The 16,307-nt window shown below is 50.1% G+C and carries 8 protein-coding genes; 3 read left to right on the forward strand and 5 right to left on the reverse strand.

Annotation, left to right across the window (positions count from 1 at the left end):
* A partial coding sequence (locus Phpb_RS19000) for an HNH/endonuclease VII fold putative polymorphic toxin (protein WP_240492619.1) occupies positions 1–491 on the forward strand: 491 nt, incomplete at its 5' end.
* A gap of 2 nt (positions 492–493) precedes the next feature.
* Complete coding sequence (locus Phpb_RS19005) at positions 494–883, forward strand: Imm50 family immunity protein (RefSeq protein ID WP_065391733.1); 390 nt, start codon at positions 494–496, stop codon at positions 881–883.
* 79 nt (positions 884–962) lie between these two features.
* Here Phpb_RS19005 and Phpb_RS19010 read toward each other — a convergent pair whose 3' ends face one another.
* On the reverse strand, positions 963–1,160 hold the full coding sequence (locus Phpb_RS19010; protein WP_065391734.1) for a DUF7706 family protein: 198 nt from the start codon (positions 1,158–1,160) through the stop codon (positions 963–965).
* 599 nt (positions 1,161–1,759) lie between these two features.
* On the opposite strand from Phpb_RS19010, the gene Phpb_RS19015 reads away from it, so the two are divergent.
* Positions 1,760–1,975, forward strand: coding sequence for a putative hemolysin (locus Phpb_RS19015; RefSeq protein WP_065391735.1), 216 nt, complete (start codon positions 1,760–1,762; stop codon positions 1,973–1,975).
* Positions 1,976–2,460: 485 nt separating this feature from the next.
* Here Phpb_RS19015 and Phpb_RS19020 read toward each other — a convergent pair whose 3' ends face one another.
* From Phpb_RS19020 to Phpb_RS19035, 4 genes are all read right to left on the reverse strand, one after another.
* A complete protein-coding gene (locus Phpb_RS19020; RefSeq protein ID WP_065391736.1) occupies positions 2,461–8,835 on the reverse strand; it encodes a TcdA/TcdB pore-forming domain-containing protein in 6,375 nt (2,124 codons plus the stop codon).
* Positions 8,836–8,932: 97 nt separating this feature from the next.
* Positions 8,933–11,089, reverse strand: a complete 2,157-nt coding sequence (locus Phpb_RS19025) for a type I secretion system permease/ATPase (protein WP_065391737.1) — start codon at positions 11,087–11,089, stop codon at positions 8,933–8,935.
* Positions 11,089–12,477, reverse strand: a complete 1,389-nt coding sequence (locus Phpb_RS19030; RefSeq protein WP_065391738.1) for an HlyD family type I secretion periplasmic adaptor subunit — start codon at positions 12,475–12,477, stop codon at positions 11,089–11,091. Before Phpb_RS19030 ends, Phpb_RS19025 begins: the two co-directional genes overlap by 1 nt.
* Positions 12,477–14,591 (reverse strand): type I secretion system permease/ATPase, encoded by a 2,115-nt coding sequence (locus tag Phpb_RS19035; protein WP_065391739.1) that lies wholly within the window; start codon positions 14,589–14,591, stop codon positions 12,477–12,479. The genes Phpb_RS19030 and Phpb_RS19035 overlap by 1 nt, the downstream gene beginning before the upstream one ends.
* Between the last annotated feature and the right edge of the window lie 1,716 nt (positions 14,592–16,307).

The raw sequence follows: 16,307 nt of genomic DNA on the forward strand, positions 1-16,307 counted from the left end.
GCTGTTGTTACCTGAGTGCCGATCCTACCGGCCTCTGGGGTGGCGAGAATCCGTATGCATACGTCAAAAATCCCACAGGATGGATTGATCCGCTGGGTCTGGCTGGCTGTCCGGGGACTAAGAACAAGAAAACGACGTATGAAGGGAAAAGTCGTCGTGACGCGTTACGGCAGGCCAAGAGAGATGCGGGGATACCAAATAATCAGCAACCTTTTGAGATATCAAGGGTAGATTTAGGGGATGGATACGGAGGTAATATTCGTAATGCTAAAGGCGTTCCAGTTCAAACCCGACAATATCACTATAGGGATAAGCAAGGTTCTGTCGTAGTTATTCAAGAACACAGTTTGGGGCATGCAAAGGCAACACCTTTACATGGAGCAGAACCCCATTTTAATGTTAGACCAGTTGATAAAGTAAATGGAAAAATATTAGATACGGGAAGTGTTCCAGACACTCATGGACATTATAATTTTCCTTTAGGGATGTGATTATGTGGTTTAGTAATGCGATAAGAAATGAGCAAATAAAATATATGTTTAATAATGAGTTTGATATAAGCAAAGCCGAATTCATTAGTTATACTTTTCATCATTATTCATCTTTACAGCTTTGTTTTATATGTAAAAAAATCCCTTCCGTATATCCTAAAAAGTGGGATGATAAAGGATTTAATGCGATGAGTTTAGTTTTAAGTATGTCTAATATAAATTCATTTGAAAGCAAAGGAAATAAAGTGGGTTTTATTTGCTCTCCACAAATTAGTAGCACCCATGATTCTACATCTATTGAAATAATCAACAAGAATTTCTATTTATTGTGTAATGCGGATTTTTTAACAATAGATGGTATTACTCCATATATAGATGAAAGATGGGATTAATATTTTAATTTATTGTTGATCATTCCAATAAATAATAAAAAGCCGGAAAGATCCCATGATCTTCCGGCTTTCTTCATTCTTACCGTGGTGAATACCCACAGTAAGCCAGAGCAGATTGAAGCTTAGATATCGCATCTTTGATCTGATACGCTTCCTCGTCATTCACGGCACAGGCGCGTATCTCCGCCCAGTTCAGCCGCTTCACCAGTTGGGCCAAGGCCAGCGCTTCAATGTGGGTTAACTGAATGTCCTGTAAATGTTCAATCGCTATCGTCATCTCATGCTCTCCCCTTAACCCGCAAAACCGGTTATCAGCGCCTGCATCTGCTGCTTAATCTCCCGCAGTTGGGCCTGTTGCCGCTGGTACGTAAACGTCCGGTCATCTCACCTTGTTCTTCCCCTTCGGTCCATGCACGCTACCGCTTCCTTATCTTCACTTGGAGACTGACACCATGAGCCGTAGTCGATATACCCCGGAGCCTTACGATTGAACCTCAATCCCCAAAGACTACTCGACGATCCCACGGAAAAATCTAGGGTCTCGGCTTGTAACTCCTATTTAATCTATTTGTCGCTTTGTATCAGAGTTGTCGTAGATAATCAGTTAATCCTTCCTGATGTTGAGAGAAAAGGAAAATATCATTAAGACATTAATTTTGTTGAAAACAAGCTGTCGCTGAGCGACAAAATCAGGATATCAATGGTCAAAGAAAATGGCTATTTTGATTAAACAAGCGACAAGGGTAGCTTGTTTTTTGTCGTTCATGAGACATACTTAAAAAGTATCTTTTGAAATCGAACAAGCGACAAAAATAGCTTATTTTTTGTCGCTCATAAGGCATATTTAAAAAGTATCTTTTGAAAAAGGTAAATAAGATGAAAAAAGCTATTCTGGCGACTTTGTTTTTCAGCTTCAGCACGATTGCAGTGGCAATGCCAAATCCGGCTTCGGTGTTCTGCGGTAAACTTGGCGGCGAAAGTCAGATTGTCACTCAAAAAGATGGCGGTGAGTTGGGTCTGTGCGTTTTCAAAAACGGAACGATCATTGAAGAATGGACTCTTTTCCGCATGTACAATGGTGACAAAAAATAACGAGAGTTACCCCAGCCACAGTTGTGGCTGGGGCCTTTAAGCGGTTACTTCTGTGGGTAATCTTGTATTCATATCCAGTTCAAATATCCCATAGGGATTTACATGGGCGTAGATCAGCGGTGTCAGTGCCCTGAAGTCTTCAGTTTTTATCCTTTGGTATGTAAAGTCTGGTGTCGTGTAATCCCCTGACTGACCAAAATACATCTCAAATTTAAATGCGCCAGACGTTTAAGTGTTGCGTCTTTTTATGATCCCATAAAAGAGAGCCATCCAATCAGACAGATGTTGCGCTTTAACAAACTGACATTTGGTGTGAACAGACGGTTCCAGTTTTCGAATGAATAAGGGCATGAAAGATCTGCGCTTAAAGGAGGAACTCAGATCTTAACGGATAACACGAATCTTTTGTGACACCCCCTTTTGAACGAGGTTTGCAGCGGTCTGAGAAGGGACATTTTGCCCCTTCTGCTGTTTCTGGTATTACCTTAGGACAGTGATGGTACCAGCGCCGCCTGTGAAGCCTGACGTATTTGCGGCAGGTATTCGCGGGCACCGCCGGCATCAGAGAACGAAGCCATAGCCCCGCTCAGCTTGGTTAGGTTCGGTCTCTCCGCACCCGGAACAGCGTCAACTGAATGAGTCACCGTGGCTGGGCTCTTACTAGCCCAAGATAGATCCACCAGTCCTCTTTTAGCGTGATCCTGCTGGGTAAAGTTCTTGACCAGGCGGTCCACGTTGATCTCCGATTTGTAATTTTCCAGTTCGACTTGCAGATGCCGATGGGTCATAGCTTGGCTGCCAAATACCTGACGCACCACCACGGTTGTTCCATTGTTGGCATCGGTGAACATCAAGTCGTCATCGCGGCGGTTCACTAGAACGCTCCTCGGATCAGTCGATGGTAGGACCAAGCGGTCTAGGGCTTGGCCTTGGTCGTCGTTGTCAATGATTATCGTACGGTAATGGGACCACATCGCCTGGCTGAAATGGTAGGTATCGCTATCGGCTCCGCCATGCAGCACTACGCTGTCGACACCGGCAATGAGCGGTGGTGTCAGTTCGTTTTTGCCGCCGCCTACCCCCCCGCCTTGAAGTAGAAGAGAAGAACCGAAGCGCTCTACGTTTGTGAACCTATTGAATATTTGTGCGTTGCCATCCTTGATTTGGTACAGCGCTTGGGTCGTTGGGCTGTACACATACGCTGCTTTTTCGCCTGCGGCGATCCCCACGAAGTGCAGATTATTCGAGACAGGGATGCCATTACCCGAGAATACCTGACCGCTGCCGATATCAAACCAGCTTGGCTCCTTGCTGTCCTGCAAGGTCAGTACCCCTTTGGCCTGCCACTGGTCGGCGAGTTTGGCGAGCGCTTGCGGCAGTTGGGCCAAGTTGTTTTGTTGCCAGCCTTTGTCAACGCCAACTAGCTGCAACTCGTTGTTGTTAATTCGCAGCAAGATCTCGCCTTTGGCCGTGATCAGGTGCGTGCCGGTATCGACCTGTTGCACTGCCTTGGTCGGTTGGATCAGCCGTGCGCCTAGGGTATACGTCGGAGTTTCACGCTGGGTGCTATGGCTTTCGTAGCCCTGGAGTATGTCTTTGAGCTCATCACCATGCCGACTGGTACGTACCGAAAACTGGAGTAGTGCATCATCACTCACCGAACTGACTAATTCCATTCGGTCATCAAAGAGCCGATAGTTCAGTTCAGCTTCTTTCTCTTTTAGCTGATAACGGCGCGTCAGGTAGACGGCATCCCCCTCTTGCCATAGCCGACTGATCTGGCCCGCATTCTGGTTGAACCAGGGCTCAAACTGCGCGTCGACCTGTCCGGTGGTGATGTCTACCCGCCATGCTGCCGCGTTGTCGGCGTCGTAGAAATAGGCATGGTCGCCCATCACCGCACCCAGTTGGGCATGTCTGGCCTGTTCGTGGGGGGTGTCGGTGAACAGCATCCGTTCGTTGGCTATGTCGTAGAATGCCCGACCAACATCGCGCCCATTGTGTTGGTAGTTCTCCACCACCACATACTGCCCGTGCAACTGATGCGCCTTGGCGAGATCACTCAGGTGCTGCTCAAGTTGCTGGCCGGGTACCTGCCATTTGCTCGCATCTTCGCTTATCACCTGAGTTGTCAGGCTGGCGAAGTCGACTTCGCGCACCTCGCCGTTGCGGTTGACCACCAGCACCGGCTCCTTCCGGGCAGGGTCGAGTTCGACTACCACCCCACCAACTACCAGTCGGTCCTTCGTGATGGTGATACTGTCACTGGCAAGCTGGCTGCTATCGATGATCCAGCGCGACGGCGCACTACCGGCCAAGTCGTGCGGGACGTCGCTCAAGAGCTTCACACTGGTGCCTTCTTTCAGCTCAATCAGGTACTTGCCACCTGCGCCCTTGATCTCGTAATGCAGGTAGCCATGCAGTTCTTTGGGTAGCTCGGGCACGATTATTTGCCGGTTGCGCTGGTCGAGCACCACTTCGATGGGGGTCGCCACATACTCCTGATGAATCCTACGGATCGTGACCTCCCCCGGAAAGATGTAGAAGTCGTAGTCGAATCGATAGTCCTCTTCGAGCCTGCGGATTACGTCAAAACCGGCATCATGACGCATAGTGACGCCAGGGAGCTGCATGTATTTGTAACTGATAAAGGACTTGGGGGTACCCGGCAGGATCAGCACGTTGCTGCCACTGTGGTTGAGTCTGTGGGAAACTTCCTTGTAACCGATTCCACTACGTACCTCGATCGCTTGGCTGCGGTCATGGACCATCCTTGGAAAGTCGCCGATCCAGAAGAAATAATTGCTTCTTCCCGAACCGGTAGAGCCTGAATGGGTGCGGTAAATATATTGACTGTCGAAGTCGATCTGATTCTTGCGTAGATCCAGAGTTTTGATCACAGCCCCGGGCAGAGGCACCAACATTTTCTTCTCGTTGTCATACCGATAGCCATTACCTTTGTACGCCTTGTCGATGGTATCAAAATAACGGCCTACCGCCTTGGCATCCTCGGCGACCGCACCAAAAGCTTGAGCCAGCCCCGTAAAGCCTACCGAGAGCCCGCCAAGGATCACCCCGGCCCCACCGAGTATCGCCGCGGCTTTTGAAGCACCGATAAACCCGGCTCCCATCCCAGCGGTACCGGTAACAAAATTGGCCGAGTCGAACGCTAGCTGGGTACCGAATACGGCCTTTTGTACATCATTCTCGGCGTGGGCCAGCTCATAGGCATCCAAACCAATCATGATGCCACCAAACAATACACTGGCACCTTCGTTGACGGTGTGGCCCAAGCTCGAAGCAAAGTTCTTTAACGAGGTTTCGGCTGCCGCCACTTCGCCGCGCAACGCTGTACGCACCAGTGAGGTGACTTTGGCTATATCTTGCACGTTACCATGAGCCATTTGAACAAAGTTGAGGTAGCTGTGGACCTTAAGTGCGGTGGACAGGTCGGGCGAAGCGATTCCATGTGCCGCATCATTGCGGTTTTTGTCGGCAAACCACTGGATCAATGTCTGTATCGCAAACCCGGCGTTCAGTCCATCAACCGAAGCTGCCTCGCCGCCCTTACCTTTGGGGCGTATCTGGCCGCGTTCGGGGATGAAATGTTGGCCCAAGGTGAGCAGATGTTCATTGATGAAGCGGCGGAATTCGATAAAGGTGGCATCACCGCTGCTTACCCAACGGGTCTTTTCCGGTTGGTCGCGATTAATGAACTGGACTCGGTAGCGGCCTTCGCCCTGATCCTCGGTATTGCTAATTATCGGTATCCAGCGCTGGTCAAGATTGTTTTCCTGAGTGAGCCGTGTATTGGCTTGGTTGAACCTTGCCCCCCATTGCTCGGCATCGAGGATCACCAACGCGGAGCGTAACCGGGTGTCCTCGGTAATCCGTATCTGGGCGTCAACCGTGTGCTTAACCTGCCGCTGTTGCTCTATGACCGCGGCCAGTTCACCGGGACGGGTCAGGTCAGCCACGTTCAGGCCGTTACCCACCGGCACCTCAGCCATCTTGCCTGCATCTATCTTCTCCAGATTGAAGACCGGGGACGACAAGCTGCCAAGTGAACTGTAGTGAGCGGCCAGTTTGCGTCCTACAAAGTGGTTCTTCATGGCTTTGAAGAAGCTGGTCGCGTCGTTGAAGGCAAAAATCCCGACATTCGGGTCATAGAAATAGTAACGGCGCCCTTCATATCCAACCGTACTTCCCACCATCATCGCGTGATTCTGGGTATTGAGCGCGAACATCGAGGTTTTGGTCGCCTTTTCCAGCAGGGAAACCACCTCGGGTAATGTCATCTGCCCTTGAGACGTTGATGCCTGTATGGCCTCAATATTGGAGTGCAATCTTGCCAGACTGTTTTTTAGCAGCGTGGAACTCCCTGCTTTAGGGGAGGCTGCGGCCAAGAAGAGTTTTTCTACCAGACTATTGATACCCGCCTCGCCACCGCTGGCTAGCGCCACTGCCATCGCCCTGACCAAGGGATAGCAACGGCCGCCAGATACGTCTCCGACCAACGACAGATAAAAATCTTGTGGCGCCAGACGATTGAAGCTGCTACCAGCCCGACGAAAATCTTCTCTAAACACCGCGGTCTGCTTCAGTATTTTGTTGATATACTCGGCCCGGCTAGCTTCAGTGATGCGGCTGCTCAAGGCACCCTGCTGTTTAGGGGTAAGTTGGCCGTCAAGAAACAGGCTTTTCATCTCTAGGGCCGACATCTTATGGTTAAAACCTGGGATACTGATATCTTGGAAGTTGCGTAAGCCATCAGTAAACTCGGCGCCTAGCCTGTTTCGTTGGTAAGCTTCGAGAGTAGCGTAACGCCCGGCCACGTTGCTGGTGTGCTCCTTACCGCCGCTCTGGATGGCCGTATCGTCAATCCGCACCGCTATACCGCTCTTGGACTTGATTTGCTGCCATAACCAGCTTTGTTCGACGGAGAACACTTCATGTAAGACTGAATCGTATCGCGCTTTGTAGTACTCCAGCGTAATATTGATCTGCTTTATCTGTTGGTCAATCAGGGCCAGCTGGAAATTTTCTCTGGTACCGCTTCGGGCCTGATAGAGTTCGTTTCGTTGGTCTACCAACTGCTGAGTGTCTGCCGTGATTTTGGCTTGAACCTTATCACGCAGCTCAATCCACGCGGCAATCGCCGGATGATGAGGAGAGAACTCTCCCTCTTTGTAGACACCATCAGAGACCCCTTTGACGGGCACGCCGAACTGAGTAGCGATCTTTTTCAGTTGCTGATGAATCCGCTCACGGTAAGTAGCGAACTGGGCTTGGTTACGCTCAGCCACTTGACTGTTAGCGACTTGGATTGATATGGGTTCTTCGCCGCTGCGCGACTTCGGCCAGAGCGTTTTACCATCTGTCTGATACTCCTGGCGCTGAAACACCAGTTGCCATTCACCATTAATGTATTGCATGTACGCCGCGGCGAAGCCTTTAGTGTTGCCAGCCGCCTGATAATCCTTATAGTCCACTGCCATGACTACGTTGTCATACAGCAGTGAACTGTTGACTCGACTATCGTGGTAGACTCGGTAAGTCTCAGCGTCAAGGGTGGTCACCACCAGCGAACATCCCGACAACGTTCCAGTGAACAGAAAACTCCCCGGCATCGCATGTTTAGGGATATCCACATAGGTTGGTATCGCGTTGGCTTGGTTTGAACTGTTGTAGTCGAGGAAATACGCGGGCACGCTGCCGATGTTGCCTTTGGAGGCATTATGTGTGCTTTGAGCAGAGTATTCGAGCTCGTATAATCCTGCTTTAACTTTCACCAGTTGGGCATGTCCCTCTGCCGGGAAGCTCTCCGCTCTAGCCAATGTCTCGGCGCTGATGGTGTTGGATCTGGCGAACGATACAGGATCGATGGCGAACTGCTGGATATCGGTGCTGCCTTGGCGGGGCAGGACTCCATCAATCATGGACGCCAGCTTCCCTTTGAGATTGCGAGCCCGTACTGCTTGCGCTAGCAGTGCTGGATTGCGTATATCGTACCCGTGCGTTTGCAAGGTTCTCGATAGGGTCTTTTCGATCGGAGTATTGGTGAGCAAGGATTCTGTGCCCGCAGCCGCGATCAATCGTGCTCGGGACTGACCATGACTGCTTGATTCACCTGCAACTGTTTCAGAGTAGGCAATGCCTTTGCCCACGCGATACATACCAGTCGGGGTGTGTTCGATAAAGGCCGTCGCCGGTAGCAGCTCACTGAGCTGATTGCCGATAGCATGAGCATGTTCGACTCCGGCGCTAGAAAGGTAAATCACTGCCTGGTCGGTACGGCGTCCCAGATTTTTCGGGCCCATGATTTTGGCCTGCTCCAACCAGCCACGATTGTCATCATTGAACAATTGGGTCAATGCATTGGCAAGCGAGTTGAAATGTGCCTTGTCAACGTTGATGGTTAGTCTCGCACCAATATTGGTTCGGATACTATGGCGTTGCTCGAAGTCCTTGGGAAGCATTCGGAAGGCATCGGCATTGCTGAGGATGGTATCGGTTTGAGAAGACAGCGCCGCCTTCTCGTTGTTTTGTACCAAGATATCGACCTTGGTGGCACGAGCAGACAGTGCCTTGATATAATTGATAAATGACCGTTGCTCACCTTCATTGAGGCCACTGACGCCAACCGGCTGGTCATTGCTGTAGCGTATATAAGCGTCTTTCTCCAGCATGTGTTCCAATATTTTCTGCTTGTTGATCAGCTTAGAGGTCCACTTATGATTATTTTCATTAAACCCTTGCTTGATCGTCTGGATCAACTCTTTGATATTCGGTTTGTGCCGCATCTCTTTAAGGGTCGTTTGCGCAGACGCGAGCAGCGATTGGTAGCTGTTATTGGGCATGATGGTTCTCCTTAGGAAAATCCTACTTTGGTATTTATGGGTTATAGCTCTTAAGAATGACTATAGCGGGCACGATTGGCCGTCTGCGATTTGGGACTCAATCCTTCATCTGTAAGGCCCACAGTCGGGCATAGAGCCCGTCCAAGGCGAGCAGTTGCTCGTGGCTGCCCTGTTCGACCACCTGACCCTGATCGATCACCAGAATCCGATGGGCATGGCGCAGGGTATTAAGGCGATGAGCGACGCTGATAACCGTACGGCCCTGAGTAATGCGTTGTAGGTTAGCCATCACCGCCGCTTCCGACTCGTAGTCCAGAGCGCTAGTGGCTTCATCCAGTAGTAATATCCCCGGATTGGTCAGCAACGCGCGGGCCAGAGCGATGCGTTGGCGTTGCCCACCGGAGAGCTGGCCGCCACGCTCGCCGACTTGGGTCTCATAGCCCCGGTCCAGCGCCTTGATAAAACCATCGGCGCCGGCCAGAGTCGCTGCTTCATACACCTCAGCATCGCTGGCTTGGGGCCGGCACAGACGGATGTTTTCGGCAATGGTGCCGGCAAACAGCACGCTTTCTTGCAGCACTACGCTCATGTTGCGGCGCAGCGCTGCCGGATCTGCGATCGCTAAATCAATCCCGTCCACTAACACTTGGCCGTGTTGGGGCACATAGAGGCGCTGCAACAGTCGGGCTAGGGTGGATTTGCCCGAGCCGGACGGACCTGTGACGCCGATGAATTCACCGGGATGAATTTCAACGTTGAGGTTGCGTAACACCTCCTGACCATCCTCGTTGTAGCGAAAGCGCACGCCCCTAAAGCTTACTCCGCCCTGTAGCTTGGGTACGGAGGCCAGGCCGCCATTGCCGCTTTCTCCCTCTTCATCAAGAATGTCGCCGATCCTACGCATCGAAATCAGAGTGTGCTGGAAATCCTGACAGATCTGGGCCAGACGCAGAATCGGTTGGGTCACGTGTTCCGAGAGCATGTTGAAAGCCACCAGCTCTCCAGGGCTGAGCTTGCCCTTCATGACCAGAGTAACGCCCCACCACAGCAGCAGGGCGGAGGTGAGTTTCTGGATTAGGTCGATCCCTTGACCCGCCAGAATCCCCACCACTTTGGCGCGGAATGAGGCGCGGACGAAAGCGGATAGTTGCCGCTCCCAGCGGTGTAGGAAGCCGGCTTCGGTGGCGCTGGTTTTGATGGTTTCGATGCCGGTGACCGACTCGGTAAGGAAGGCGGTGTTGTCGGCCCCTAACTCGTATTCCCGCAATACCCGGGCGCGCAGTATGGGCCCGATACACAGCCAGAATAGGAAGTAGAGCACTAGGGAACCGAGCACCAGCCAGGTTAGCTCGGTAGCGTAGAGAAACATCACGGCTACAAACAGGCCGACAAAGGCCAGATCCAGTATCATAGTCAGCGCCGAACCGGTTAGGAATTGACGGATCTGGTTCATCTCGCGCACCCGGGCGATGATCTCTCCGGTCTGACGTTGCTGGAAATAGCCCATAGGCAGGGATGTTAGGTGCTGATAAAGGCGGCTGGAGAGCTCAGAGTTGACCTTGCTGGCGAGGTTGGCGAATAGCCAAGAACGAAGGAAGCCATAGACGGGTTCGAACAAGGCCAGGGTCAACATGGCGATTCCTAGCACTTGCAGGCTAGATAGACTGCGGCTGACTAGCACCCGATCGATCACATTCTCGAACAGTATGGGAGTCACCAGGGCGATCACTTGTAGCATCAGAGACACTAAGATCACGTTCCTGAACTGGCTGACATGCTTACGGATGGAAGGCACGAACCAGCCGAAGCCAAACCGCTGCCGTTTCGACGGTTCGGTCGCCTCCGCCAGCAGCACGGCACTGCCTTGCCAATGGCTAGCGAGGGCGGTCCGGGGATAGCGGCATGTCTTGCCTGTGCCTGGCTGATACAAGGTAACTAACTCGCCTTCGATTTTTTCTAGCACCAGCCAGCTCTGTTCCGTATCCAGCAGGATAGGAAGAGGCAGAGTGTCGAGACGGCTCATATCTGTGGTGATATGGCGTGCTTTCAGGCCGATCCACTGGGCGCAGCGACACAGGTCTTGGCTGTTCGAAACCCCTTGGATGCGTCCGAGGCGGTGGCTTAGTTGTTCCGGTTCCACCGCCAAATTGAAATGGCGGGCAGCATGAGCCAGAGCCAGGAGGCCGCCATCCGTTACGGCCTTGGACTCGTCGACGGTGGTCGGTTCCGACAGAATAGATTCGATGGTTGACATTATCGTTCCCTCAATGCTTCGGACTGGTACTGTTGCAGTGGGCTGAGTAGATAGTCGATCACCCGCCGATCACCGGTGCGGATTTCTGCGGTGATACTCATGCCTGCCTGTAGAGGTACCTCATGTCCGTCCACTGCGATGGAGGAGTGTTCCATCCGGATCTGTGTGGGGAATACCAAGCCTAGCTGTTCATCCTTGACCGCATCTTTAGAGACGTTGGCGACTTTGCCCCGTATAGTGCCATAGCGGGTGTAGGGAAAGGAGTCGACCTTAATTTCCACTGGCTGACCAGTGTGCACGAATCCCACATCTTTGTTCAACACCATCACCTCGGCTTCCAAGGGGGTATCATCGGGCACGATCACCATTAGCTGTTGGGCCGATTGCACTACGCCTCCCAGAGTGTGGATCGCTAACTGTTGCACTACGCCGTCGACGGGTGCCCGTAGGCTCTGTAGCCGCTGTTTTTCGCCGGCCTTTATCAATTGCTGTGTCATGACCGCGACGGCGGTTTGAGCTTCGTTCAACTGGTCGTAGTATTCCCGGCGGGTCTTGGTCAGGTAGCGGTTCCGGCTCTCCTCTAGTACCTGATATTGTGCCTTGAGGACGGCCAGCTCGGCGTACTGTTGAGAAAGGATGCGTTCGATCTCTAGTTTCTCCTTCTCCTGTTCTAGTAGCTCGACTTTTGGCAGTAGCTTGCTGGCGGCCAGGGTACGACGGGCCTCAAGACGCACTTTGATATTGGTTAGTAGTTTCTCCAGCTCAGTGATATCGGCGTTACGCGCACTCTGGTTCGCTTGGTTGACGTTCATCTCTCCGTCCAGGCTTTCTAAATTGGCGACCATCTCTTTCCAGACGCTGACCAAGTGCTCTCTAGCTAGCTCGACCTGTGCCTGCGGTATACTTTCCTGTACGGCGAAATGCTCAGTGGGGGTTTCGGTTAGCAGGGCCTGTAGTCTGGCCAGTTCCAACCGCTTGAAGTTTAGTTGCTCCTGCCGCTCTTTCAGCTCGGCCTCGACTCCTATAGGGTTGAGTTTGATCAGCACATCCCCGGCCTTCACCCTTTGTCCGTCACGTACATGAATCGCCACAATCTCGCCGGGTTCAAGGGACTGGATCACCTTAGAGTGGCTGGATACCAACAGCCGGCCTGTGGCGTTGGCATGGATATCTAGGCGACCGATGATGGACCACAACAGAACCACCAGTAGAAACAGGGTCAGTGCCATTGCTGTACACCTTGCCCAAGGAGCGGGAGGACGTTCAACGATCTCCAGGTAACCGGGCTGAAATTCGTATTCGTCGCGGGTGCGTTTCGTCGCTTTAGGTGCGTTACGCTCCCGACGCCAGGCCAAGAGGACGGTTTTTAGGTGTTTCTTGAATGACATCACGCCGTCTCCTTTCGTAATTCCTGCTGCGTCTGCCACAACTTGGCATAGCAGCCTCCCTTAGCCAGTAACTGGTGATGGCTGCCTGATTCGGTGATATGGCCCTGCTCCAAAGTGATGATGCGGTCGCAGTGACGCACCGTGGACAGGCGGTGGGCAATGATGATGACGGTACGCCCTAGAGCGATCTCAGCCATGTTAGCTTGGATCAGCGCTTGTGATTCGTCATCAAGGGCACTAGTCGCCTCGTCGAAGATCAAGATCTTGGGGTTGGCCATCAGTGCTCGGGCGATGGCGATGCGCTGGCGCTGTCCTCCCGACAGGGAACTGCCGGCCTCGGCTAATACCGTGTCATAACCCAAAGGTAGTTGCAGGATAAAGTCATGCGCGCCCGCCAGCTTAGCGACGGCCATCACCTTCTCCAGCGAGGCGGAGGGGTCCTTGAGCGCTATGTTGTGGCGCACGCTACGGTTGAACAGATAGTTCTCTTGTAGTACCACCCCAATCTGGCCGCGCAGATAGCAGGGGTCCAGCCGGTCTAAGGGAATGCCGTCGATTAAGATCTCCCCCTCGTCCGGCGCGTAGAGCTTCTGTAATAGGCGTGTCAGAGTACTCTTACCCGAACCGGAAGGGCCGATTATGCCTAAGTTTTCGCCTGATCTGATATGCAGGGTAACTCCCTGCAACACGGGGGCTTGATGGGGCTGGTAGCGGAACACTAGGTTACGTATTTGCAGATCGCCGGAAAGTGGTTGCTGGGGACAGATGTTCCCCTGTTCCTGCTCGACGGGTAGGTTGAGTATGTCGCCGAGCTTGTCAACCGCGACCCGGGTTTGGACAAACTGTTGCCACAGGTCGATTAGCTTGGCGATGGGTTGGTTGACGTGGGACACCATCATGTTGAAAGCGATCAGTTGGCCTATGGTGAGTTCCAGAGAGAGAGCCATATTGGCGCCCAGACAGATGATCCCGACGCTGGTCGTCTTCTGTAGCAGCATAACCCCGTGGCTGATGAAGTTATTGAGGGTCTGAGTGCGGAAACCGGCTTCGACCATGTTCGCGGTCTGGGATTCCCAGCGCCGTTGCATTCTGGGTTCCACCGCCAGACTCTTGATGGTTTCAGCGCCGCTGACGGACTCGTTCAGGAATGAGGTATTGAGGGCCGCGGTCTGGAACTGTTGTTCGATGCGCTGTTGCAACGGTTTGGAACTCAGCCAGGCTAGCAGGAAATAGAGAGGCAACACCGCCAGTACCACACAGGTTAGGGACGGCGACAGCCAAGCCATTACCCCGAAGAAGACAAATGCGGACGCCAGGTCTACGCACAGGGTTAGCATAGAGCCGGTCAGGAAGTCACGAATGTTGTCGAGTTCTTGCACTCGGGTGATGATAGCGCCTACCTGACGGTGTTTGAAGTAGAGTAGCGGCAGACCGAGTAGGTGCCGGAACAGCTTGATCCCCAGTGTGATATCGATGCGGTTGGCGGTGTGGGCAAAAAGGTATTCGCGCAATCCCCGGAGCACCACCTCGAACAGCCCAACCACCACCAGCACTATCACCAGTACGTCTAGGGTGGATAACGCCTTGTGCACCAATACTTTGTCCATCACCACTTGGAAAAACAGGGGAGTAACTAGGGCGAGTAGCTGAAGCATCAGGGAAAAAAGCAGCACTTCGCCGAGTAGGCGGCGATGATGAATAAACGCGGGTATAAACCAAGAGACATCGAACCTGAGAGACGTTTCCCCTAACCGGATCACCTCCCCGCTCCATCTGGCTTCTAGCTCGTTGATGGGGAGTATTTCGGGTGAAACGGCATAAGGAGACTGGATCAGGGCCTGATCAGTGGAGAGGCGCGCTAATACAAAAAATCCTCCCTGTTTGTCGCGAAAGGCTAGGGGCAGTAGTTTGGGAGTTAACTTGGAGAATTTTAAACGGCACAATGCCAGATCAACATCATGCGCCTTGCCGTATTCTTTTATTGCAGATTTCAGTTTGCCGTGGGAGAACAAGTATTGTGGTTCCTGTGCCTCACCTTTAGCTAATTGCAACAATAATCGGCAACAGTTAAGAGCGGATGGCAATGCATCGGCAGATATATTTTCCCTATTCATTATAATTTTTCCTCACGTGATACCGTTCTCACGTTGTTGGCATAAAAAAAAATCTCTCCGCAAAATGATCTATTGCAGAGTCAATTAATAATAATCTGTATTGAGAGCGTAGGCTTTAATTTTAATATATGTCATTTTTATAGGTGGATGCAAGCTAAAATTAATAAGTTTCAGTTAATTAATCGATATTACCCTAAAAATTAGAATGAAAATATAATATATAATTTTGGATCATAAGATTAATTATTTATTCCATTGAGGGAAAATTAGTGTCAAAAAAATGTTAATTATTCGTTACTGATTTTTCGTTATTAAGCTGGACTATAGCATTCAGTATCTGAATATATTTATTTGATATCAGACATGTACGTTTTTATTTTTTAGGAAGGGTAATAAGTTAAGAGAGAAATATTGATGATGGCTATCAGTAATAATCGTTTTCAAATTTCTAACAAATTCGTTAAGGTCGTAGATGACCCTTCACCATTAACTGTTTCGTAACCTCCTTAGTTACCTTGTCGAAACAGCCAGAGGATGAACAGAACTCAGCAGGGTAATGAATCAGCAGATCTGCATGCTGATATGATCGCACGCAAAAGTTGGAAGCAGACGAGCATTATCCATAACGCTGTATCAGAATCTTCTCCCGCTGTTTTTTTGTAATGGATGAAAAGCCAGAGTCTGTGAGTATAGAACTGTCGTTGGGCTGGAAACGGTAATATCTGATACTTCACTTGAGCTGATTGCGATACCGAGTTGTTGGCTGCACTCACTCACCCCGATCACATAGTTACCTATGCTTCCGGGGATTCGCTCCCTTGCCGTCGCGATGCATCTTGAAATCCATAGGATATATATTAATAATTTAACCTTGGCGTGATAATCCAGTATATGTTGTTTGTACTGGATTTTTATTAAGATAGAGTAATAAAAGAGATTGTTTTAATAATCTTGTTTAGCTAGAGAGAATATCAAACCATATTTTCTCATTCCCCATAATAATTGTCTTTTGAAATCTATCTATTTTATTATTTTTCTGATTAGTCAGATTACTATTGAAAATAACGGCTTATAGGAAATAAGACAAGTCTGAAAATGAATTGTAATTGGAATATCCACTTTGTTACTTTATTGTTAAATACAAACACTTAAGTAACAAATCTGAAATATATAGTATTATGCTGTAAGTTGAGACTATTGCATTTGAAAGGCATCTATGAGAGTTTATTTTAATTGATGTAGAGGGAGTTTTGAATAATCATCTAAGTGCATAACAGTATATTAGTTACCTATTACATATTCATAATAATGGCCTAAAAATAATCCTTATTAGGATGGGTTAATTTAGTTTTAATTTATATTGATCTGTTTTTGGTATTTGCCTTAACAGTTACATCTTTGGTTATATAATTTGGTATTGTCCAGTAAAAATTTCAAAAATTAATTTAATTTATCTAAGGAAATAGTAAAGGTTAAATATCTTATTTTAGATAATAATATGAAATTATTATTTTGTTGTCAGAAAATTAGCATCGAAAAATTGTTAATAAATATTAATTAACCGGGCTATGACATCCAATGTCTGAATATTTTGAATTGATGTCAAGCTTGCCGGTTTTTATTTCTTGGGAGCAAGAAATAAAAGAAAAATCCTTGCGATAACTGTCATTCAAGACAGTTTCCAAATTCCGAACAAATTCGTTGAGGTAGTAGTAA

The organism is Photorhabdus namnaonensis, from assembly GCF_001684335.1.
GTDB lineage: Bacteria > Pseudomonadota > Gammaproteobacteria > Enterobacterales > Enterobacteriaceae > Photorhabdus > Photorhabdus namnaonensis.